This is a genomic window from Winogradskyella ursingii, assembly GCF_013403975.1.
Classification (GTDB): domain Bacteria; phylum Bacteroidota; class Bacteroidia; order Flavobacteriales; family Flavobacteriaceae; genus Winogradskyella; species Winogradskyella ursingii.
Window position 1 is genome coordinate 144,962 of the sequence record NZ_JABFDH010000004.1, and the last position, 21,974, is coordinate 166,935.

Sequence of the window (21,974 nt, forward strand, 5' to 3'; positions counted from 1 at the left end):
CATAGTATGGTTATTACCAATGAATGAAAAAATATTTAATTTTAGCCTTTTCAGGAATCTGAATTTCGTCTATAGATGAATCCATGTCAAAGCGTAAGCTTGCGGGCAATTCGTTTTTGTCAATAGTAAATGACGCGTTAATTTCGTCAACGGAAACAACCACAGCATTTATTAGATTATTGATTTTTGAAATCTTATAGGCATTTTTAATGTCGCCAAAAGTGCTCATTGTAGAAATTTGCTTTTCGGTTTTATATCGTTCGTCCATTATACGCACGCTTGATATTACCGAAGTAGAATCTAAAGCTTCTTCGGGTGAAAGGTCCAGCAATTTTTTTCCCGTTTTTTCAAAAATTTCAATCGTATTTACGGAACCTGCAAATTCATCTCCTGCAATGTACCGTACCACGGAGTCATTTGGAAAAATGGCGTCCAATTCCCTCACTTGTGTTGAATCTGTAAGTAAACCGATATGATTTTTTTCTACTAAAAATGGATTAGGTTCATTGTTGCAGCTCGTCGCTAAAAGTAGGCAGATCGCTAAAATAAGAATAGTGTTTTTCATGTTATTAAGTAGGTATTTGTATTTGTTCTGTTAATTATAAATTTTGTCATGCCGCACGTAATGCGTAATTGGTGATGTGTTGAAATTAAAATAGATACTACCTTCGCTTTGGCGATCTAAGTCTATGCCGTAAAAATATTGGATTCATCAATATGTTTTTTATTTAATCATTTTAGATAAAATGCCTAATACTCCACGGATTACTGTGGCACTCGTTAATACTTTAACAATAGGATTTTGCCGTGTGCTACGTCTACGGGTTGAGGTTGAACGTCTTTTACTTTCGGCTCGTTTGAGTTTTTCTTTTTCTTCTTTTGCTTTTTGTTTGGCTTCCTCAGCCTCGGCTTGCTCAATTTTTTTATTCAGCATTTCGTAAGCACTTTCTCTATCGATTTCCTCATTATACTTTTTAGCGAGTTTGGACTGCGCTAAAAGACTTGCCAATTCCGCTTCGGATAAAATATCCATTCTGCTCATTGGTGCGCGCATCATGGTCGCGGCCAATGGAGTTGGTTTTCCTTTTTCATCCAATGCAGAAACTAAAGCTTCGCCAATTCCGAGTGAAGTTAGCACTTCAGCTGTGTCATAATAATCAGTGTCAGGATAATTTTGAGCTGTCAATTTTATGGCTTTTCGATCTTTTGCTGTAAAGGCACGTAAAGCGTGTTGTACTTTTAGACCTAATTGTCCTAACACCGCTTCTGGCACATCAGTGGGATTCTGAGTAACAAAATAAAGACCAACTCCTTTACTACGAATTAGTTTTACAATGCTCTCAATCTGATTTAGCAACGCATCCGAAGCTTCATTAAAAATCAAATGAGCTTCATCAATAAACATTATGAGCTCTGGTCGTCCGCTATCTCCTTGTTCGGGAAAGGTCGAATAAATTTCAGCCAAAAGACTCAACATAAATGTTGAAAACAGTTTTGGTTTATCTTGTATGTCCGTTAATCGTATGATATTAATATAACCTCTTCCATCATCATCAACTCGTAACAAATCTTGTGTGTCAAAAGACGTTTCTCCAAAGAAAACATCTCCGCCTTGTTGTTCAATCTCAATAAGTTTTCTTAGGATGGCTCCTGTTGATGCTGTTGAAATTCTACCATAAGATTCTTCAAATTCTTTTTTGCCTTCATTTGTAGCATACTGAAGCATTTTCTTAAAATCCTTTAAATCCAACAACGGTAATTTGTTGTCATCACAATATTTAAAAATAACAGAAATGATACCAGCTTGAGTTTCGGTCACATCCAAAATTCTCGAAATTAAAACAGGACCAAATTCGCTAATGGTTGCACGCAGGCGCACTCCATCTTGCTCGGAGAGCGTCAATACTTCAACAGGAAACGCTTGTGGGTTAAATGGTAAGCCAATCTTTTCGTGACGCTCGTCAATTTTTGGGTGTCCCGGACTTGCCTTTGCCAATCCGCTTAAATCCCCTTTAATATCCATGAGTAAAACAGGAACACCTTTTTCTGAGAGATTTTCGGCTAATACTTGTAATGTTTTTGTCTTTCCTGTTCCCGTTGCACCAGCAATCAATCCATGTCTGTTCATGGTTTTTAAGGGCACGTTCACAAACGTATCGGTCATGGTTTTACCATCAAGCATGGCAGCACCAAGGGTAATGTAGTCTCCATTGAAGGTGTTACCGTTATTTATGTCTTTTACGAATTTATCGGAATTGCTCATGGAATAGAAAATTTTGCATAAAAATACTGTAATTTTAATCAAGTTAAAAAACCAATACAGATGAAGTCAAAATTTTTAATTCCAATGATAATTTTACTTTTAAACTTCCAATCTTGTAAAGACGACGATGCCAAAATTGTATTCCATAAATCGCATGAACCAAGTCGTGCCAATGTACCTTTTAGTGATGCCGTGGAAACGGATGATTTATTGTTTCTTACAGGTCAAATAGGGAAGGATCATAAAACTGGTGAATTAATTATTGGAGGTATAAAAGCCGAAACTAAACAAGTAATTAAAAATATCGAAGCTGTATTACAGCATCATAAATTATCTTTGGATAATGTGGTAAAATGTACTGTGATTTTAAAACGAATTGAGGACTTTTCAGAATTCAACTCAGTTTACACACAGTACTTTACCAAAAAGCCTGCACGTACCACATTTGTTGCTGCAGAACTAGCAGGCGAAGCCAGCATTGAGATTGATGTAATTGCATCAAAAGAATAAAACATTATCTATAAGCCTCATATAAAATAACAAGGTTATCTACGTGACTATCAATATTAAGCGTGAATCCATCAGGATTAAATGTTAAAACTTCTGCAGTGGTCACACCTAGGTTGTCTCCATTTTGATTTGTATATCTTATACCAATAGAATGGCTGCTGGAAGCATACCTGGAGATGTCATTTATTGAGTTTCCTGAGCCACCATTAAAAATAACTTGTTGCTGTAAGGTGCCACCGTAGTTTGTAGCATAGCCTGCCATAGAACCAAATGTATTGGGGATGCCATTGTTATTATTGCCTATCTGATTATCTGCATTTAAATTGTAGCTCTCGACATTTGCAAAAGCGGTAAATTTTATTTGCGAAGGTTCAAATGGGAGTCCTGTTATACTTAAGTTGCCAGTACCATTAATTATAAATTTTCCCATATGTACACCTCGTGTCAGCAGCGCGCCACCATCTGTACCTGTTTCGAGTTGGTTATTAGCGTCAGAACTAACACTTGGCATTTTGCTTATAGTTCCCCAAGAAGGTGTTACTGTGGTGCCGGAGTTGTATTCAAAATTATTAGTCTCGATGTTGTAAACTAATAATCCTACAGCCGGATCTGTAATAGCATCGCGTTGTGCGGTAGTGAGTCGTGGTATCAGTAATCCTGAATCGTTTGATTCAATGTGTAGTGCTGATGATGGGTCTGGATTTGTGGTGCCAATACCCACCTGTGCGTTAATTGCAATTAGAGGGAGTGCAATTAACATCACGGTTGTGATGTACTTTATCATTTTAGTCGTCAAATAATTAATTAATCCGTAGCTAAAATACTATAAAAGTTTAGTAATACAAAGTCCTGTTGTTTGTGATGGTTTTATGGCTATCTTTGCGGCCTATGACAAGAAGAGAACGACAAGAGCTGATTGATAAGGGGTTATTGCTACCGCTGATGGAAGAGTTTTACACCATCCAAGGAGAGGGATTTTACAAAGGAACTGCAGCATATTTTGTAAGAATTGGCGGATGTGATGTGGGTTGCCATTGGTGTGATGTAAAAGAGAGTTGGTTGGCAGAATTGCATCCACCAACCGAAACAGAAAAAATTGTTGAAAATGCCGTTAAATATAGTAACACTATTGTTGTAACAGGTGGCGAACCATTAACGTGGGACATGGGACCTTTAACTGAGCAGCTAAAAGCGAAGGGTGTACAGACTCATATTGAAACGTCTGGAGCCTATAAATTAACTGGTGAATGGGATTGGATTTGTCTGTCTCCGAAAAAAATGAAATTACCGACGGAGGAAATTTTTGAAAAAGCACACGAATTGAAGTGTATCATTTATAATAAAGATGATTTTAGATTTGCTGAAGAGCAGGCTGCCAAGGTCAATAAGGACTGTATCTTATATTTACAGCCAGAATGGAGTAAACGTGATAAAATGATGCCGCAGATTGTAGATTATGTTATGGCAAATCCAAAATGGAAAGTCTCGCTTCAAACTCATAAGTACTTGAATATTCCTTAAAATATTACCTTTGTTATTTATAATTCTTACTTAATTACATTTAAATGACTTTTCCAGACATACAAGATCTACGTCGGGAAGTATGGAAAATTGTAGATTTTGATGAATCAATTCATCAAGATGAGTGCTACTATGTTTCAAATCATGGCAGATTAGTTAGGGTGAAAAACGCTGAGCCATACTTATTTAAACCTTATATAATGCATGGTTATCCGTATTTTAGGGTTAAGAAAAAAGAGGCGAAAAAATTTAAAACGTTTTATCTACACAAGGTTATTGCGACACATTTTTTAGAAAAGGTAGACGGTGTTTGTGTAATTCACTTAGATTATGATAAAAAGAACAACCACGTGAGTAATTTAAAGTGGGCAACAAAGCGGGAGAAAGAACAACATCAATGGAAAAACCCTGAGTTTGTTGAAGCCGTAAAGAATAAAAGTCGGTCGTATGCTAAACTGACAGAAAATAATGTGCGATTGATAAAAAAGATGATAAATGACCCTAATCGTCGCACCCGTTTAAAAATTATCGCAAAGCGTTTTGGTATCACTACAATGCAATTGCGACGTATAAAAACAGGTGAAAATTGGGGAGATATTCCACCTCTTTCTTAATTTATTTCATGTAAAAAGCCCTGATTACATTTATATAATCAGGACTTAAATCTTTTAAATTCTTATGTAAACTCAATCTTTTTTAAAAGGTACGGCAACTCTAGTAGTTCCCCAGCCCATATGCATATGTACTCCGTCATCTGCCTTTTCAAAAGCTATTGAAAATGCTTCTAAAGATTCGTCGCCTTCTGTCACAGGAACTGTAATACGGGCAACATCATTATCTTCTTTGTAGAAATAACTTCCCCATACATTAAGGTCCTTGTTTACAATAACGGTCCATTCTTTTTCTCCTGGTATAGCATACATTGTATACGTACCTGGATCAATTTCTTTACCGTTTAATTCCATATCAGTGTAAAGGTGCAGCTCAGCCGCTTCATTTGCACCAAGTCTCCATACTTCGCCCGGTTTAGCCAATGTATTAACATCTCTACCCTTTAATTGTGGTCGGCTGTAAACTACTTTTATAAGTTTATCAGACATTTTGTAATCGCTCGGAAATGATGCAGCATCCATTGGGCTTTTGTCTATTCCAGAGAATTTTTGAGCCTCAGCATTAAATGATAATAGCATCATAAATGCAAATGCCATGGTTGTAATTAGTTTTGTTGTCTTCATGATTTTTTAATATTAGTTTGTTAAAGTTAAAGGATATAATGTCCAATTTGTCGTAACGAAATACTAAAATTTACAATTTGATAGTATAATGGTCAATTAAGGAGTGTGAAAGTTTTATTTCTTAATTAAAACATATTAATTGGTTTTAATATGAAATCATTTAAGTGTAATATATTTAATATTATAAAGTATAGTATCATATTTGTTATATAATTATAAATAAAACTAAAAGTTATGTGCGGAATAGTATGTGCGTTTGATATAAAAGAGAAAGCTGATGATTTAAGGCCTCAGGTTTTGGAAATGGCAAAATCCATTAGGCATCGTGGACCGGATTGGAGCGGAATTTACAGTGATGATAAAGCAATAATGGCTCATGAACGTCTTGCAATAGTAGATCCATCATCAGGTAAACAACCCTTATTTAGTGAAGACAAAAAATTAATTTTGGCTGCTAATGGTGAAATATATAACCATAGAGCATTGAGACAACAATTTCCTAATTACAAGTTTCAAACTGAAAGTGATTGTGAGGTCATTTTGGCTTTATACCAAGAAAAAGGTGTTGATTTTATTGATGAAATGAACGGCATTTTTGGATTCGCGATTTATGATACCGAAAAAGATGAATATTTTATCGCACGGGACCATATGGGAATTATACCTCTATACATAGGCTGGGACAAAAACGGAACCATTTATGTAGCTTCAGAATTAAAAGCTTTGGAAGGTGTCTGCACAAAAATTGAACTGTTTCCACCAGGTCACTATATGTCTAGTAAGGATGGAGAATTTGTAAAATGGTACCAACGTGACTGGACGAATTATGACGCTGTTAAAGAAAACGAAACCAGTATCGAAGAAGTGAAACAAGCCCTTGAAGATGCGGTACACAGACAGTTAATGAGTGATGTGCCTTATGGAGTATTGCTTTCAGGAGGATTGGACTCTTCAGTGACTTCCGCCATTGCCAAAAAATATTCAGAACGACGGATTGAAGCAGATGATAAGGAAAAAGCTTGGTGGCCACAATTACACAGTTTTTCCGTAGGATTGGAAGGTTCTCCAGATTTGGCTGCTGCAAAAAAAGTGGCTGACCATATTGGCACGGTACACCACGAAATAAAGTTTACCATTCAAGAGGGGTTGGATGCTATAAAAGATGTCATTTACAATATAGAAACATATGATATTACTACAATCCGTTCATCTACGCCAATGTATTTAATGGCACGTGTAATTAAATCTATGGGTATAAAAATGGTATTATCTGGTGAAGGAGCCGATGAAATCTTTGGAGGCTATTTGTATTTTCATAAAGCGCCAAATGCGAGAGAGTTTCATGAAGAAACGGTCAGAAAATTAGATAAGCTACACATGTACGATTGCTTAAGGGCAAACAAAAGTTTAGCAGCTTGGGGAATTGAAGGCCGTGTGCCATTCTTAGATAAAGAGTTTATGGATGTGGCTATGCGTATCAACCCAAAAGACAAAATGATAAACGGAGAACGGATGGAAAAATGGGTAATTCGCAAGGCGTTTGAAGATTATATTCCAGAAAGCGTCGCTTGGCGACAAAAAGAACAATTCAGTGATGGAGTGGGTTACAGTTGGATAGATACATTGAAAGAATTAGTAGACAAAGAAGTTACGGACGAGCAATTAGAAAATGCATCATTTCGCTTTCCGATTAATACACCTCTAAATAAAGAAGAGTATTACTACAGAAGTATTTTTGAAGGTCATTTTCCAAGTGATGCTGCCGCAAAAAGTGTCCCTCAAGAAGCTAGTGTGGCTTGTAGTACAGCAACAGCTTTAGAATGGGATGAAGCATTTAAAAATATGAACGATCCAAGCGGTAGAGCAGTGGCAAAAGTTCATAGTGATGCTTATTAATGAGATTTTAATTTTTAAAACGCAGTCGAAAAAAATCAGGTCAATCGAATTATAACTGTTTTAATCTATGACATCTTTTCGAATAAATAATTGAGTTTGTTTGTTGATTATTTTCAAGGTTGGCAATTTGTCAACCTTTTTTGTTTGATGTAATTTATAAATTTCAAATTTGAGAATTTACCCTCTGAAACACTCATGTTTACTATAAATGACAGATAGGTGACATTTAAATGACGTGCAAAAAACCGTCAGTTTGTTTTAGATTTGTATCATCAAAATTTATAAAATGAAAAGCCGGACAATAAGCGAAAATTTAATATATCAACGTAAATCAAAAGGACTTACACAAGAAGAACTAGCGGAAAAGACTACCGTTGGAGTTCGTACGATCCAGCGTATAGAAAAGGGTGATGTGCAACCGCATTTACAGACGGTGAAGTTATTGGCTGTTGGTCTGGAGGTCAATGTAGATGATTTAATAGTGTTGGATCATCCTAATGAAGAGGTCATTCAACGTAAATGGATGTTGTTATTACATGGAACTCCATTTATCGGATTAATAATTCCTTTTGCAAATGTTTTAATTCCGCTTTTTATATGGGTTGGTAAAGCAGATGACAATAAAATATACGATGTACACGGTCGTGCGGTAATCAATTTTCATAGCACTATAAATTTACTGCTTATAATTTCTTTGTTGTTGTTTTTTCCATTTCCTGGCATTAACTTTTTTGGAACAGCTGCTGTTTTTCTTTTTGGAATTTTTGTAAGCGCTATGAATATTGTGTCTGCCTTAAATAAGCAAACATTCAATTATCCATTATCAATCCCTTTTTTAAAGCCAATAAGGGCTTAAAACTTTAAATATATTATGTTAGGATTATTAGTAATAATAGTAATCTCGTGGGTGCTTTTGCATTTCATAGAAGGAAAAAATATCAATGCTTTAGGAATTGTTCCAAATGCTAACCATATGATTCAGTTTTTAATAGGAATCTTGTTTATAATACCCATAACTCTTTCGATGATTTTTATTGAAAGCAAGGTCATGACAATAGATTGGGAATTAAATAGTCCTATTAAATACGATTTAATTTTTGATTCTTTTATATATCATCTTAGGTCGGCTTTAACAGAAGATTTAATCTTTAGAGGTGCAATTCTATATATACTTATAAACAGAATCGGAGCTAAATGGGCTATTTTGATATCTGCGATTTGCTTTGGGATCTACCATGTGTTTTCTTATGGCTTGAGTGCAGATCGTGTTATTTTAATTCTGTATGTAATTTTGGTTACGGGATTTTCCGGTTATGTTTGGGCTTATACATTTCATCGTACCAAATCGATTATGATGCCTCTAGGGTTTCATTTAGGTTTCAATTTGGTGATGACATTTTTCTTTGCATCACAGCCTTATGGTCAGTTAATATTTGTAGAAATATCTCGCATGGGTCTTTCTGAATGGAATGAATTATATTTTTCATTGTTTAAAGGCTTATTTCCTTCGATAGCGACACTTGTTTTTGTAAAATGGTTACTTCGATTAGAATTGAGAATCTTTCAACCAGGCAATAATTAATTGAAAACCAGTTTTTAAGCGGAATTTTTTTATGTGATTATTTGTAACAATTTGTTACATTTATAAACTAATTAAGTACAATCAACCATCTCTACTTCATGATTTCCTGCTTACGATTCAAATTGTAAGCTAATGATTAAATTTTTCCGTCATATTCGTCAGCAACTGTTCACTGACAATAGATTTAGCACGTATCCACTTTACGCCATCGGCGAAATTGCCCTTGTGGTCATCGGAATTCTTATTGCATTACATATCAATAATTTAAACGAAGCAAAGAAAATAAGCGCCAAAGAAGTAGCCTACTTAAAAAATATTAATAATGATCTAAAAATAACGGGTTTAGACATTGACGAATTTATAACTTCACGAACGCAGCGAGCAGTTGCAGCCAGAAATATTGTTGAGCATTATAACGGCAAGCCAGTGACAAACTGGAATGAATTTAATAAGTATACCATTAATGTGTGTACATGGCAAAGGTTCTATCAAACAGATAATACATTTAAGGAATTAATGAATTCTGGTAACCTCGCAATTATTACTAACGATACCATAAAAAATGAATTGCTCGCCTTAGACAAGCTGTACAAAAAACTAAAATACACCGAAGACCACTTTAGGTTTGATGCAGAAATAACCTTATACGAGCCATCTTACGGAATGACAGATATCCACAGCTTATCCAATAATTATTCCAATCAAAGATCCAATGGCAAAGAAGATTTTTTGGGCAATCTTAGTGATAATGATTTTAGGGAAACGATTTTTTAAAAAAAACGGGAAAGCCAAAAACCGATCAAAGTAGGCATTAAACAAACATCATTATGAAAAGGCCAATTAAACAGCTGATCTTAATTACTTATTTAACGACCTTGATATTTACAGTTCAAAGTTGTGAGCAAAAGGAAAAAGAATCAACCAAAGAAATTGAAAAAGAAGTAGTTATTGAAGCAGAATATCCTGAGTATTTTTCACTTCGCCCAGAAGTAGAAAAAGCCTATGGATACTCGCATGCCGTAAAAATAGGAAACAGTATAAAAGTTTCTGGAGCTGTAAGTATGGATGCTGAGGGCAACGCAACCGCCATTGGTGATTTAGAACAGCAAATGAAAAATTGTTACGCAGATTTAGATAAGGTTTTAAAGCATTACGGTTGCACGTTTGACGATGTCGTGGTCGAAAATGTATTTACAACGGATATGCCTAAATTTTTGCAAGCTTCTGCCTACAGAGCTGAAATTTATAAAAACCACTTCCCAACGGGTTCATGGATAGGAGTTAAGGAATTGGCAATACCGGAATTCTTGATTGAAATAGAATTAGAAGTACATAAATCCAAATAATAACATAAAAATTGAAATCATGAGTAAAAAAGAAAAAAAATGGAACAAAGAAGAGTTGCATACTTACATCCTTTTATTATGTGCCAATGCGGATAATGATGAAAGCGAGGACGAATTGAAAATGATACAGACCAAAGTATCTGCAAAGACTTTTTTAAAGATGTATACTGAGTTCAAAGGAGACTCAGAAGAGGAACAGCTTAAAAAAATAGAACGTGCAATAAATCAGAACGAATATACAGAAATGGAATTAGCAGCTTTTAGAAGAGAAATTTATGAGGTATTCTTTACGGACTGTAATTTTAGTATGATGGAAAAAAGACTAGACTGGACTTTAGACAACATTTTGTATTAAGGTGCTTAAGTTTTTTAGACATATCCGCAGACGATTAATTGGAGATAATCGATTCTCAAAATACCTGCTCTACGCTATAGGCGAAATCATCTTAGTGGTTATAGGGATTTTAATTGCATTATCAATCAACAATTGGAATGAAACCCGAAAAAACAATTTAACAGAAAGTGACTATTATTGCAGATTGCTCGAGGATTTTGAACTGGACCGTCAGAATATAATGCGATTATCTGATGAGTCAGACTATAAAATTAAAATAAGCAAAGCACTTCTCTTGGAATTACCAAAAAAGGAAAAATCCAAGGAATACCTCATAGACAATTACATCCAAGGCTTAAGAACCAACGCTTTTGTACCAAGTAAAGTAACGATATTGGATATTACATCTTCGGGCAAGCTTAATCTCATAAAAGATGAAGAATTAAAAAAGACGCTAGTTAGGTATTATGCAGAACTGGATAATCTTATATATCAATTGGATTTAAATAGAAACCATAGTATAGAACGCGCATTTGCTTATGAAGATGATAACCAAGTTGGGTTTCAATATGCGGATTATGCCAAAGCCTCTTTGGGAGACAATATCATGGCAACTTTACCGGTAGATAACTGGCATTTGGACGAAAATTCGAAAGTTTATAGACAATTTCAGAATGACCTTGTGTTTTTCGTATTAATGAGTAATAGGGAACAACAACATTTCGACAAAATCCTTAGCGAAATGCAACCGGTCTACGAACAATTGCAAAATCTATGCAAATAGTATGATTAAGCTCTTTAGACATATCCGCAAACGATTAATTGGAGATAATCGATTCTCAAAATACCTGCTCTACGCCATTGGCGAAATTATCCTTGTGGTCATTGGGATTCTCATTGCGCTTCAGATTAATAATTGGAATGAGAACAAAAAGAACGATCAACAAGAACAGCTTATACTATCACAATTGTTGGCAGAATATGATAGTAATCTGCAGCAAATAGAAAGTAAAATTAGTCTTAGAAATGATGTCATTAAGTCTTGTATTACACTTTTAAATTATATTCATAAACGTCCTCAAAATATTACTGTAGATAGCGTGGATTATCATCTTTCGCGAGCAACTATGAGACCTACCTTTGACCCGCAATTGGGTGTTAGTAATGAATTGATTAATGCAGGTAAACTTTATCTGATAGGTAATACTACTTTACGGAATCGAATATCATCGTACTCTAGTTTTTTAAAGGAGCTTAATGAAGAAGAATTGAACATTTTTAGATTTACTGAAGAAGAATTTTACGCTTTTTTAATAGACCAATATCAAATAGGAGGGTTCACTACTCAATTTTTATTTGATGAAGAATTAAGATCTAGATTCACAATAGGTAAAAGTCTTAGCGATTTTTCCGAATTAAAAAATTTAGTGCCTAAAGCCAATTTCAAAAATCTTTTAAATCATCCCAACTTCGAGGATCACATCACTAGGTTGCTCGGTATGACGCCTTATACCAATGAACAGTCTATTGGTGTTAGGAATAAAACACAAGAAATAATTGATTTAATTAATTCGGAAACAGGAAAAAACCAATGATAAAATTCTTCCGCCATATTCGTCAATCCATGATAGATCAGAATAGAGCCATGTGTCATTCCGCACTTGATGCGGAATCCACTTTGAAACGAAAATTATGATTAAGTTTTTCAGAAAAATTAGATACAATCTCATGGGAAAAGGAAAAACAGGAAAATACCTTAAATACGCCATTGGCGAAATCATACTTGTGGTTATTGGTATTCTCATTGCATTGCAGATAAATACTTGGAATGAAAACAGAAAACAAAAGGTAGAAGAACTTGAAACACTTAAGAACATTAAATCAGAATTCAAAAACGCCATTCAAGAATTTGAAGAGCTAAACGCTTTCAGGGAGCGCATAATCTCGTCAACAGAAACTTTATATAAAATTATCCATACAGGTAAAAATCCATATTCAAAAACCCAATTAGACAGTCTAACATCAGAGTTATTTATTAATCCTACATATAACGGCCAAGCAGAGACGTTGAATATATTGTTTTATTCAGGTAAGATCAATATAATTTCCAACGATTCAATTAAAAAATACTTGGTACAGTGGCCTCAATTAGTAGAAGATGTTACGGAAGATGAAGTATATTCAAGCAATTTTCTATTTAATGATATCCAACCGATTATTAAAAAACACGTTTCCCTTCATGACATTTATAGCCGTATTAGATACAAACGTTATCAATTATTTAATCACAAAACCAATAGTTCGTTTGTTGCTGACTATGAGCGTTTATTAAACGATTCCCAATTTGAAGGTGCGCTTGCAGCTAGGGAACTTCCAATTTCTGTTTCCAGACTTCAAACTGAGGAGCTTATTGTAACCGCAAAGGAAATATTACGCTTAATCGATTTAGAAATCACTAAAGGACCATGATAAAATTCTTCCGCCATATTCGACAACGACTCGTAAAGGAAAACAGGACTTCAAAATATCTGCTCTACGCCATTGGCGAAATCATCCTTGTGGTCATTGGTATTCTCATTGCATTGCAGATTAATAATTGGAGTGACGAAAGAAAAACACAAAATCTGGAAGAAAAAATACTCAAAGAACTTCATGTTAATTTAAGTATGGATCTTAAAGAGTTACAAGACGATGTGTCTTATATGGACAATATAAATAGTGCGAGCATAGATGTTAGAGAATTTATTGAGAATAATGAATTCCCTAATGATTCTATTTTTAAAGTTATTTCTATACTTAGAGTTACACCTCATTTTGATCCTAACAAAAGTGGGTATCAATTATTGCAATCTAAAGGTGTGGAAGTAATTTCTAATGATAGTTTAAGAAATGATATCTCTCTGCTTTACGAAAGATCATATCCTTATTACAAAAGATACGAGGAGGAACGATTGCGTTTTCATGCATTACATAGCGAACCACTATTATTAAAATACTTTACTATGCAATTCAATTTAAGCAGAAAATACTATGGAGATTTTAAAATTTCTCAAGAAGAATATAGCAAACTAAGAACTGATGATGCTTTTCTAAAACTACTATCTGCCATAGCTTTTGAAAATGCAGCAGTGCAAAACAGAGGAGAGGGAGTAATAAAGAGTATTAAATCACTTTTAAATTCTATTGAAAAGGAAATTTCTGATTAAATGTAATAATAAAGTGCAACCAATGATAATATTCTTCCGCCATATCCGTCAATCCATGATATTCCAAAATAGAGCCATTTGTCATTCCGCACTTGATGCGGGTTCCACTTTGAAACGAAAATTATGATTAAGTTTTTCAGAAAAATAAGATATAACCTCATGGAACAAAACAAAACAGGAAAGTACCTTAAATACGCCATAGGCGAAATTATCCTCGTGGTTATTGGGATTCTCATTGCATTGCAGATTAATAATTGGAATGAGAGCAAAAAAGCAACAACTCAAGAAATAACCATTTTAAAAAATATTAAGGAAGATATTGTAAGAGACACTTTAGACATGGTTTTTAATATAGATTATAACAAACGATTTTTAAAAGCAGAAACGCAGTTATTAAGATTTTTACTCAGCGATTTAAAAGAGCCTATTGACACCATAAATTATGCTGATGCATTAAGTATACCTATTTTTTCTGTGCTACATAAAGCTACCTTTAGTAATTTACAAAGTAGCAACCCTGGGTTAATAACCAATAATACTCTATATAAGGATATTTCGCGTTTTTATGATTTTTTCTCTGAGGCTCTCGATCTCATGGAGAATAAAGCAGTGGTTTACGAAACCTATGGAGAAAAAAAGAACTACTTCAAAAAATATTTCCAGATTGAAAATAAAAGCTTACACCTCAGTAATATCGATTATAGCTCTGATGATTATTACAATCCGGATTTTATAAAGTTATCTATGATATTTGATCATATAGAAGCTGCAAAAAATGACGAAGGTTTAAAGTTAGAACTGAATGAAAGCATCTTTTTTAGGCAGATAATCTTAGGGTTTTACGCTGATATGATGAAACGGATTAACGAGTTAATTGTAGCTATCAATAAAGAACTGGAATTTTTAGAAGAAAAATTATGATAAAATTCTTCCGCCATATACGTCAACGATTAGTAAAAGAAAGCAGGACTTCAAAATATCTCCTCTATGCCATAGGAGAAATCGTCCTTGTGGTAATCGGGATCCTTATTGCGCTTCAGATCAACAATTGGAATGAAGAACGAAAAGATAATGCATTTGAAAAGGAAATACTTTCGCAAATACGAGCAAACCTCATACAAGATCGTGAAAATCTAAACGATATAAAAACTTGGCACCAGCGCGCATTTGATGCATCACAAAAACTTGTGGATGATAGTCTTAGAAATAAAAATTTTGATAGCGTACCATACTGGTTAGGGGAGGTTGTCCATTTCAGCAGGTTTCAGTCCCTTACCAATTCTTACGAGGCATTAAAATCTGCTGGTCTTCAAACAGTAAAAGACAAAGAATTGAGGAAAAATTTGGGAGTTTATTATGATGGCAAAGTAAACCATGTAAGTAAGGCATTGGGTGATATTGAGTATGCTTTCAATAACCAGTGGCTACCTCTTATGGAGGCTCACGCCACAAATTTTGAATTTAAGGAAATATTAGAAGTCGAGGATATGCAACATTTTTTTTCTGAAACTAATGCTTGGAGATTACTGATGTTAAACCGTGATAACATTAGAGCTTCCATAAGAAATTTGGAAAATACCATTGACTCGATTGATCTGGTGTTATCCCTAATGCCAAACGATTTAAATAAGACCTAGTGATAAAATTTTTCCGCCATATACGTCAACGATTAGTAAAAGAAAGCAGGACCTCAAAATATCTCCTCTATGCCACAGGAGAAATCGTCCTTGTGGTTATTGGGATTCTCATTGCGCTTCAGATTAATAATTGGAATACTAACAGAATAGAAAGAAAAGAAGAACTGCAAATTCTTAAATCTCTCAAAGATGATTTTGAAAAGACCAGTGACAATCTAGATGAAACTATAAAAAAACAAACAAGAGTGGTTAACTACTGTCAACAACTTATTACTGAGATGCGAAGGAATAACACGAAAATTGACTTAAATACACTTGGTGAATACATGTACAGAGGTGCCTTTTCTTATTGGAGGATAGAACCCGTTAATGGTACTTATGATGCCATGATTGGTTCTGGAAAAACGGGAATTATCCAAAATCAAAACCTTGTACAACTGTTGGCAAAATTTTCTGCAGAAGTAAAATTTGGGTTTGAGGACGAAACCATGTCTGTGGCTCTTGCCACCTCATTAGTGGATAAATCCAGTCACTATTCGACAGAACTGTTTCCAAAAGTTTTGCACGGTTATCTCAAATGGGAAGAACAATCAATGAGCGAAAATGAAAAAATAATGGTAATTGAGAAGCATATGAACAATGAACGCTTTTTGGGTAGTTTAATAATGAAATATGGTTTAGAGCAAAACAGGCTGGATTACCAAAATGCGATAAAGGAATTAACCAACAATATTCTTACGGAATTGGACGAAGAATTAGCAAAATAACATGATTAAGTTTTTTAGACATATTAGACAAACTATGATAAAGGAAAACAGAACAACAAAATATCTACTGTACGCCATTGGCGAAATCATTCTTGTGGTTATTGGTATTCTAATAGCACTACAGATTAATAATTGGAACGAAAACCGAAAATCTGCGAAACAAGAAAATCTCTATCTAAAAAGACTGCTTTCCGAAAATAGAGAGGACATTAATACTTTCAATAGCAATATTGCTAATTTAAAAAGAGGGATTGAAACCATAGAAAACCTCTCAAAAGCACTGAACGCTAATGAAACAAAAGACAAAGAACTTATTGCTGCTGCCAACGACTTTTTTGGCTATGGTAGTATCTATCCCATTTTTACGTCTTCAACATCAACTTTCCAGGATCTTTCAAGTACAGGAAATTTAAAAGATATTAAAAACACCAAGTTGCGCGACCAATTGGTAAAACATTACGCCAAGCACAAGCAAGTTGCAGAATGGATTAGGATTGGTACTGAGTGGGCGCTTCCTAATGATGCACCATTTACCTATAACAACAGTATTATGAGGTTTGAGCCTGCCTCAGCCTTTTTATTTGGAGAACAAAATCAAGCAGAATTAGCCAACCATTTAAGGAATAAAAAAGATGAATATATAAACAATATGGCAATTCATTATTGGATAAATAAAGATGCCATAGAACAATTACAATTACTCATCAAAGAAACGACTGTGCTTATTACCATGTTAGAAAATGAATTAGGAATTAATTAAATTAAAAACATTATAATCCTATTTTTTACTAAATTTAACAATCCCCTTACCCTAAATTGATTAATAGCATTTAAAACCTAAACTAATGTATTATTCAACTATAAATGAAATCAAAATCAATAAAGGGAAATTCCACCGAAGCCATTCGAGATGCGCTCGATCAAAAGATATCCGATGGTTTTAAGCCCACTTTAGCCATCATATTTATCTCTGTGGCTCAAGACCGCAATGCTGTTACCAAATTACTGAATGATAAAAAGATCGCTGTATTTGGCAGCACAACCAATGGCGAATTTATTGATGAAGATTCTGAAACTGGGTCAATTGCAATTTTATTATTAGACATCAAAAGAGCGCATTTTAAAATTTACCTCGAAGAATATCCCGAAAAAAACTATCGCGAAACTGCACAAAACTTAGCGTCAAAAGCTAAAAAAGAGTTTGACAAACCTGCCTTTTTAATAGCTGCAAGTCATATGGAAACAGATGCAGAACAGCTGCTCTTTGGTTTTGAGGACATTATAGGAAAACAAGTAAATGTTTTTGGAGGAATGGCAGGTGACGACTTTTCATTTTCAGAACAATATGTTTTTACTAACGGGCTAGAAAGTAACAGAGGCACTGTTGTCTTAGCCTTAGATGAAGAAAACATAGAGATTAAAGGTATTGCAACCTGTGGTTGGAAAGCAGTAGGAACTGAAAAAATAGTGACAAAAAGTGAAGGAAATCATGTTTACACTGTAGATGACGTTCCAGCTTTAGATATTACTGTAAAGTATGGTGGACTAGAAAATGTAACACCAGAAAATAAGAACTTATTACTGGAACTTGCAGCAAATTTTCCGTTGCAGCTCCAGAGAGAAAAAGGCGACCCTGTAATGCGACCAGGCTTAGTGGTAGATTGGAACGATCGTTCTTTCTATTGCAGTGGCACAGTACCTCAAGGCTCTAAAGTAAGATTCTCACTTCCTCCAGATTTTGATGTGATGGAAAAAGTAATAAAAGGAGTTGAGCAATTAAAAGAGACTGAAATGCCAGAAGCTGATGCGTTGGTGGTATTTAGCTGTGCAGGCAGAATAATGTCGCTTGGACCATTGATGTCCGAAGAGATTGAAGGCATAAAAAACGTATGGAACGTCCCAATGGCTGGTATGTTCTCAAATGGGGAACTGGCCAGAGCAACTGGTGGCAACCTAGAAATGCACAACCTCACCACCTGTTGCGTTGCACTAAAAGAGAAATAATTTAAAACCAATTGATATGCATAAACTCACGGTATTATATGGACACCCAACTGATGTTGAAACGTTTGAAACGTATTACAAAACAAAACATTTACCACTCGCTGCAACCATGAAAGGTGTAGCAAAATTAGAACTCACTAAAATATTAGGGACTACAGACGGATCGAAACCAGAATTTTACAGAATGGCGGAGATTTATTTTAGTGATATGGAACAATTACAAAAAACCATGAGCTCACCAGAGGGACAGGCTACTTCTGCGGATTTAGAAAATTTTGCTACTGGAGGCGTACAAGTGATGATAGGAGTGTTAGAATAATGTAAAAAGGCTCTAAAAATTATGAAAGCAAAAACCATTAAAGGACATTCAGTTGAGGAAATTAATAACGCATTTAGGCAATCTATTAAAGATGGATTCGCTCCAACTTTGGCCATTGTTTTTCTGTCTATTAAACAAGACCGTGATGCAATTTGCGAGATTTTCGAAAAAAATAATATCTCCATTTTTGGTGCAACGACTTCTGGGGAATTTATAGATGGAGACATTGAAGAAGGAAGTGCCACTGTAATGTTGCTAGATATAAATCCTAATTTCTTTAAACTGAAATTTTTTGAAACCGGAGCACAAACCACTTTCGAAAACGCAAAACAGTTAGGTGTTGAAGGTAAAAACACCTTTCAAAATCCAGCCTTTATTATTGTGTCAGGTTGGTTGAGTAACGATGGGGAGCTTATCATAGATGGCATTACAGAAGGTTGCGGCAAGGAAGTAACAATTTTTGGAGGCATGGCTGGTGATGATATGTTACTCGAGGGTCCAATTGCTTTTACCTACGGAAAAAGCAGTGATCAAGGTCTTTTAGGGCTAATCATAGATGAAGATAAAGTAGAAATCAATGGTATTGCAACATGTGGTTGGAAAGCCATAGGTACAACCAAAACAATTACTAAAAGTGACAAAAACGTCATTTACACAATAGACGATAAGCCTGCGTTAGATATGATAATAAAATACCTTGGTGTAGATTATGATTTTAGCACCGGAAACGAAATAGTTACTCAAATTGGAGCCTATTATCCGTTGCAAATGGAGCGAGAAGGTGTAGCACCTGTTATGCGCACAGCAATGCTTGCAAACAGGGAAGACCGTTCGCTTATTTGTGCTGGTACTGTACCACAGGGATCCAAGGTTAAATTTTCGCTTCCACCAGACTTTGATGCTATTGAACACGTGATTGAAGAATGTAAAGAAGTGAAAAATGAACGTCAAAATCAAGCCGATGCACTCATAATGTTTTCCTGTATTAGCAGGCATTTGTCTTTTGGTATTTTGATGACAGAAGAAATTGAACAAGTGAAACAAGTTTGGGATGCGCCTATGGTTGGATTTTTCACTTACGGAGAATTTGGGAAGTCTAAAACAGGAAAACATGAATTTCATAATAACACCTGTTGCATTGTGGCCTTAAAAGAAAAATAAAAGATGAAATCTAAAACCATAAAAGCTAGCGCAACAGCAACTTTAATCAATGAACTTGATAAAGCCCTTTCTGACGGTTTTAAGCCAACCTTGGCCATCATTTTTTCCTCTATAAAACAAGATTGGAAAGCGGTCTGTAATATGTTAGACGAAAGAAATATCAAAGTTTTCGGTGCAACAACTGCAGGAGAATTTATAGATGGAGATATTGAAGAAGGTAGCATTGTTGTGATGCTACTCGATATGAATACTGCTTATTTTAAATTAGAGTTTCTTGAAACAAGTGAGAAAACCACTTTCGAAGATGCAAAAAAATTAGGAAGTATTGGAAAAAAAACATTTTCTAATCCTGCATTTATATTGGCAACAGGCGGAATTTTTATTGATGGTGAACACGTTATAGATGGTATCACAGAAGGTTTCGGCAGTGAAGTAACCGTATTTGGTGGCATGGCTGGAGACGATTTAATAGCTGAAAAACCAATCGTTTTTACCAATAATAAAAGTAAAGACAACGCAATCGTTGCACTAATAATCGATAAAGATAAAATTGACGTTAGAGGCATCGCCAGCTGTGGTTGGGAAGCTATTGGCACTACGAAAACAGTGACCAAAAGTGAAGGTAACATCGTTTACACTATAGACGATAAACCAGCGCTGGACACCTTAATGAAATACCTTGGTGTGGAGGTGAAATTAGATGAAACCCAAGAAATTGTGGCGTTTCTCAACTCTTGGTATTACCCATTACAGTTAGAACGAGAAAACGGAGATACTGTAATACGAGCAACTAGATTTGCCAACCAAAAGGAGCGTTCGCTTATTTGTACAGGAAGTGTGGCTCAAGGGTCAAAAATCAAATTTTCCCTGCCACCAGATTTTGATGCCATCGAAACAGTCGTGTCGGAATGTAAAAGCATTAAGGATAACCCAGAGCAACAAGCTGATGCACTTATAATGTTTTCATGCGTAAGCAGGCATTTATCATTTGGCGCTCTAATGCAAGAGGAAATAGAGCAAGTACAAAACATCTGGAATGCACCAATGGTAGGTTTTTTTACCTACGGAGAATATGGGAGATCGAAGATTGGCAATAATGAGTTTCATAACAATGCATGTTGTGTTGTGGCACTAAAAGAAAAAGCATGAATCAAAACCTACAAACTATACTCGATTTTATTCAACAGTCCAAACATCTATCTGAAGATGAAAAGGCAACGCTGACCAAAGCTGCAAAAGATGCGGACAAAGCTTTGACTATTTCTGAATTTAAACTGGTGCGCACGGAAAAAGTAAAACGCACCACAGCTATCCTACTGGAAGAAACCATTGAGGAACTGGAACACAAGCGAAAAGCCATCGAAGACTCTAACAACGCATTACAAAAATCCTTAAAAGAATTAAAAGCTACCCAATCGCAATTGATTCAATCTGAAAAAATGGCAAGCCTCGGTGAACTCACCGCTGGTATTGCACATGAAATACAAAACCCACTGAATTTTGTCAATAATTTTTCCGAAGTCAGTAAAGAATTACTGGAAGAAATGCAGGAAGAATTAGAAGAAGGTAATCTTGAGGATGTAAAGGAAATTGCAAACGATGTGATTCAAAATCTTGAAAAAATATTACACCATGGTCAACGTGCAGATGGTATTGTAAAAGGTATGCTCATGCATAGCCGAAGCAATAGTGGCGAAAAAGAAAGTGTGGATATAAACAACCTTGTAGACGAATATTTACGTCTTGCTTATCATGGTTTACGTTCCAAGGATAAATCTTTTAATGCAAAGTTGGAAACCAATTACGACGACAGTATAAAAACTGTTAATGTGGTTCCACAAGATATTGGTCGTGTTGTCCTTAATCTTATAACCAATGCGTTTTATGCCGTAAATGAAAAGAATTTACTTCAGGAAACTCAAGGAGATAAATACGAACCAACGGTTTCAGTAGCAACAAATACAATGAAAAACAACATTGAAATTTCAGTAAAGGACAATGGAAATGGCATCCCTCAAAAAGCATTAGATAAAATCTTTCAACCCTTTTTTACAACCAAACCCACAGGGCAAGGCACAGGACTAGGTTTGAGTTTAAGTTATGATATCGTAAAAGCGCATAATGGAGAATTAAAAGTTGAAACAAAAGAAGGACAAGGCACAAAGTTTATTATTAAAATTCCAATCATTTAAA

26 protein-coding genes are annotated in these 21,974 nt (G+C 35.0%); 22 read left to right on the forward strand and 4 right to left on the reverse strand.

The genetic code is table 11. The features are described 5' to 3' along the window. Positions 1-13 precede the first annotated feature (13 nt). Both HM983_RS11055 and HM983_RS11060 read right to left on the reverse strand, forming a co-directional pair. Positions 14-565: a hypothetical protein gene (locus tag HM983_RS11055; protein ID WP_179345500.1), complete on the reverse strand. Its 552-nt coding sequence runs from the start codon at positions 563-565 to the stop codon at positions 14-16. A 159-nt stretch (positions 566-724) separates the two neighbouring features. Then, the gene (locus HM983_RS11060; protein ID WP_179345501.1) at positions 725-2,263 is read right to left on the reverse strand and encodes a helicase HerA-like domain-containing protein; all 1,539 of its coding nucleotides are present in this window, start codon (positions 2,261-2,263) and stop codon (positions 725-727) included. 60 nt (positions 2,264-2,323) lie between these two features. Between HM983_RS11060 and HM983_RS11065 the strand changes: the two genes are divergently transcribed. After that, entirely contained in the window at positions 2,324-2,773 is a 450-nt protein-coding gene (locus HM983_RS11065) for a RidA family protein (protein ID WP_179345502.1), read from the forward strand. 4 nt (positions 2,774-2,777) lie between these two features. Here HM983_RS11065 and HM983_RS11070 read toward each other — a convergent pair whose 3' ends face one another. Then, a complete protein-coding gene (locus HM983_RS11070; protein ID WP_179345503.1) occupies positions 2,778-3,557 on the reverse strand; it encodes a hypothetical protein in 780 nt (259 codons plus the stop codon). Between the two features lie 104 nt (positions 3,558-3,661). Between HM983_RS11070 and HM983_RS11075 the strand changes: the two genes are divergently transcribed. Both HM983_RS11075 and HM983_RS11080 read left to right on the forward strand, forming a co-directional pair. Then, positions 3,662-4,294 carry a 7-carboxy-7-deazaguanine synthase QueE gene (locus HM983_RS11075; protein ID WP_179345504.1) on the forward strand — a complete coding sequence of 211 codons (633 nt, stop codon included), beginning with the start codon at positions 3,662-3,664 and terminating at the stop codon, positions 4,292-4,294. A 44-nt stretch (positions 4,295-4,338) separates the two neighbouring features. After that, complete coding sequence (locus HM983_RS11080; RefSeq protein ID WP_179345505.1) at positions 4,339-4,908, forward strand: HNH endonuclease; 570 nt, start codon at positions 4,339-4,341, stop codon at positions 4,906-4,908. A gap of 72 nt (positions 4,909-4,980) precedes the next feature. Here HM983_RS11080 and HM983_RS11085 read toward each other — a convergent pair whose 3' ends face one another. Continuing rightward, the gene (locus HM983_RS11085; protein ID WP_179345506.1) at positions 4,981-5,529 is read right to left on the reverse strand and encodes a DUF2911 domain-containing protein; all 549 of its coding nucleotides are present in this window, start codon (positions 5,527-5,529) and stop codon (positions 4,981-4,983) included. Positions 5,530-5,763: 234 nt separating this feature from the next. Between HM983_RS11085 and asnB the strand changes: the two genes are divergently transcribed. From asnB to HM983_RS11180, 19 genes are all read left to right on the forward strand, one after another. After that, positions 5,764-7,425 carry an asparagine synthase B gene (gene asnB / locus HM983_RS11090; RefSeq protein WP_179345507.1) on the forward strand — a complete coding sequence of 554 codons (1,662 nt, stop codon included), beginning with the start codon at positions 5,764-5,766 and terminating at the stop codon, positions 7,423-7,425. Between the two features lie 286 nt (positions 7,426-7,711). Further along, complete coding sequence (locus HM983_RS11095) at positions 7,712-8,281, forward strand: helix-turn-helix domain-containing protein (protein WP_179345508.1); 570 nt, start codon at positions 7,712-7,714, stop codon at positions 8,279-8,281. A 15-nt stretch (positions 8,282-8,296) separates the two neighbouring features. After that, complete coding sequence (locus HM983_RS11100; protein WP_179345509.1) at positions 8,297-9,007, forward strand: CPBP family intramembrane glutamic endopeptidase; 711 nt, start codon at positions 8,297-8,299, stop codon at positions 9,005-9,007. Between the two features lie 132 nt (positions 9,008-9,139). Then, the gene (locus tag HM983_RS11105) at positions 9,140-9,781 is read left to right on the forward strand and encodes a DUF6090 family protein (protein WP_179345510.1); all 642 of its coding nucleotides are present in this window, start codon (positions 9,140-9,142) and stop codon (positions 9,779-9,781) included. Positions 9,782-9,834: 53 nt separating this feature from the next. Next, complete coding sequence (locus HM983_RS11110) at positions 9,835-10,353, forward strand: RidA family protein (RefSeq protein WP_179345511.1); 519 nt, start codon at positions 9,835-9,837, stop codon at positions 10,351-10,353. A gap of 19 nt (positions 10,354-10,372) precedes the next feature. Further along, positions 10,373-10,708, forward strand: a complete 336-nt coding sequence (locus HM983_RS11115; RefSeq protein WP_179345512.1) for a hypothetical protein — start codon at positions 10,373-10,375, stop codon at positions 10,706-10,708. A 1-nt stretch (position 10,709) separates the two neighbouring features. Then, positions 10,710-11,471 carry a DUF6090 family protein gene (locus tag HM983_RS11120; RefSeq protein WP_179345513.1) on the forward strand — a complete coding sequence of 254 codons (762 nt, stop codon included), beginning with the start codon at positions 10,710-10,712 and terminating at the stop codon, positions 11,469-11,471. 1 nt (position 11,472) lies between these two features. Beyond that, positions 11,473-12,282, forward strand: coding sequence for a DUF6090 family protein (locus HM983_RS11125; protein ID WP_179345514.1), 810 nt, complete (start codon positions 11,473-11,475; stop codon positions 12,280-12,282). Positions 12,283-12,379: 97 nt separating this feature from the next. Next, entirely contained in the window at positions 12,380-13,156 is a 777-nt protein-coding gene (locus HM983_RS11130; protein WP_179345365.1) for a DUF6090 family protein, read from the forward strand. After that, positions 13,153-13,893 (forward strand): DUF6090 family protein, encoded by a 741-nt coding sequence (locus tag HM983_RS11135; RefSeq protein ID WP_179345515.1) that lies wholly within the window; start codon positions 13,153-13,155, stop codon positions 13,891-13,893. The genes HM983_RS11130 and HM983_RS11135 overlap by 4 nt, the downstream gene beginning before the upstream one ends. Before the next feature lie 159 nt (positions 13,894-14,052). Then, entirely contained in the window at positions 14,053-14,814 is a 762-nt protein-coding gene (locus HM983_RS11140; RefSeq protein WP_449658182.1) for a DUF6090 family protein, read from the forward strand. Further along, positions 14,811-15,530, forward strand: a complete 720-nt coding sequence (locus HM983_RS11145; protein WP_179345516.1) for a DUF6090 family protein — start codon at positions 14,811-14,813, stop codon at positions 15,528-15,530. Before HM983_RS11140 ends, HM983_RS11145 begins: the two co-directional genes overlap by 4 nt. After that, positions 15,530-16,297 (forward strand): DUF6090 family protein, encoded by a 768-nt coding sequence (locus tag HM983_RS11150; protein WP_179345517.1) that lies wholly within the window; start codon positions 15,530-15,532, stop codon positions 16,295-16,297. Before HM983_RS11145 ends, HM983_RS11150 begins: the two co-directional genes overlap by 1 nt. 1 nt (position 16,298) lies before the next feature. After that, complete coding sequence (locus tag HM983_RS11155) at positions 16,299-17,057, forward strand: DUF6090 family protein (RefSeq protein ID WP_179345367.1); 759 nt, start codon at positions 16,299-16,301, stop codon at positions 17,055-17,057. Positions 17,058-17,161: 104 nt separating this feature from the next. Continuing rightward, positions 17,162-18,301: an FIST signal transduction protein gene (locus HM983_RS11160; RefSeq protein WP_179345518.1), complete on the forward strand. Its 1,140-nt coding sequence runs from the start codon at positions 17,162-17,164 to the stop codon at positions 18,299-18,301. Between the two features lie 16 nt (positions 18,302-18,317). Then, positions 18,318-18,620: an EthD family reductase gene (locus tag HM983_RS11165; RefSeq protein WP_179345519.1), complete on the forward strand. Its 303-nt coding sequence runs from the start codon at positions 18,318-18,320 to the stop codon at positions 18,618-18,620. Positions 18,621-18,641: 21 nt separating this feature from the next. Beyond that, positions 18,642-19,781, forward strand: coding sequence for an FIST signal transduction protein (locus HM983_RS11170; RefSeq protein ID WP_179345520.1), 1,140 nt, complete (start codon positions 18,642-18,644; stop codon positions 19,779-19,781). A gap of 3 nt (positions 19,782-19,784) precedes the next feature. Beyond that, a complete protein-coding gene (locus tag HM983_RS11175; protein ID WP_179345521.1) occupies positions 19,785-20,930 on the forward strand; it encodes an FIST signal transduction protein in 1,146 nt (381 codons plus the stop codon). After that, entirely contained in the window at positions 20,927-21,973 is a 1,047-nt protein-coding gene (locus HM983_RS11180) for a sensor histidine kinase (protein WP_179345522.1), read from the forward strand. Before HM983_RS11175 ends, HM983_RS11180 begins: the two co-directional genes overlap by 4 nt. The last annotated feature ends 1 nt before the right edge of the window (position 21,974 follow it).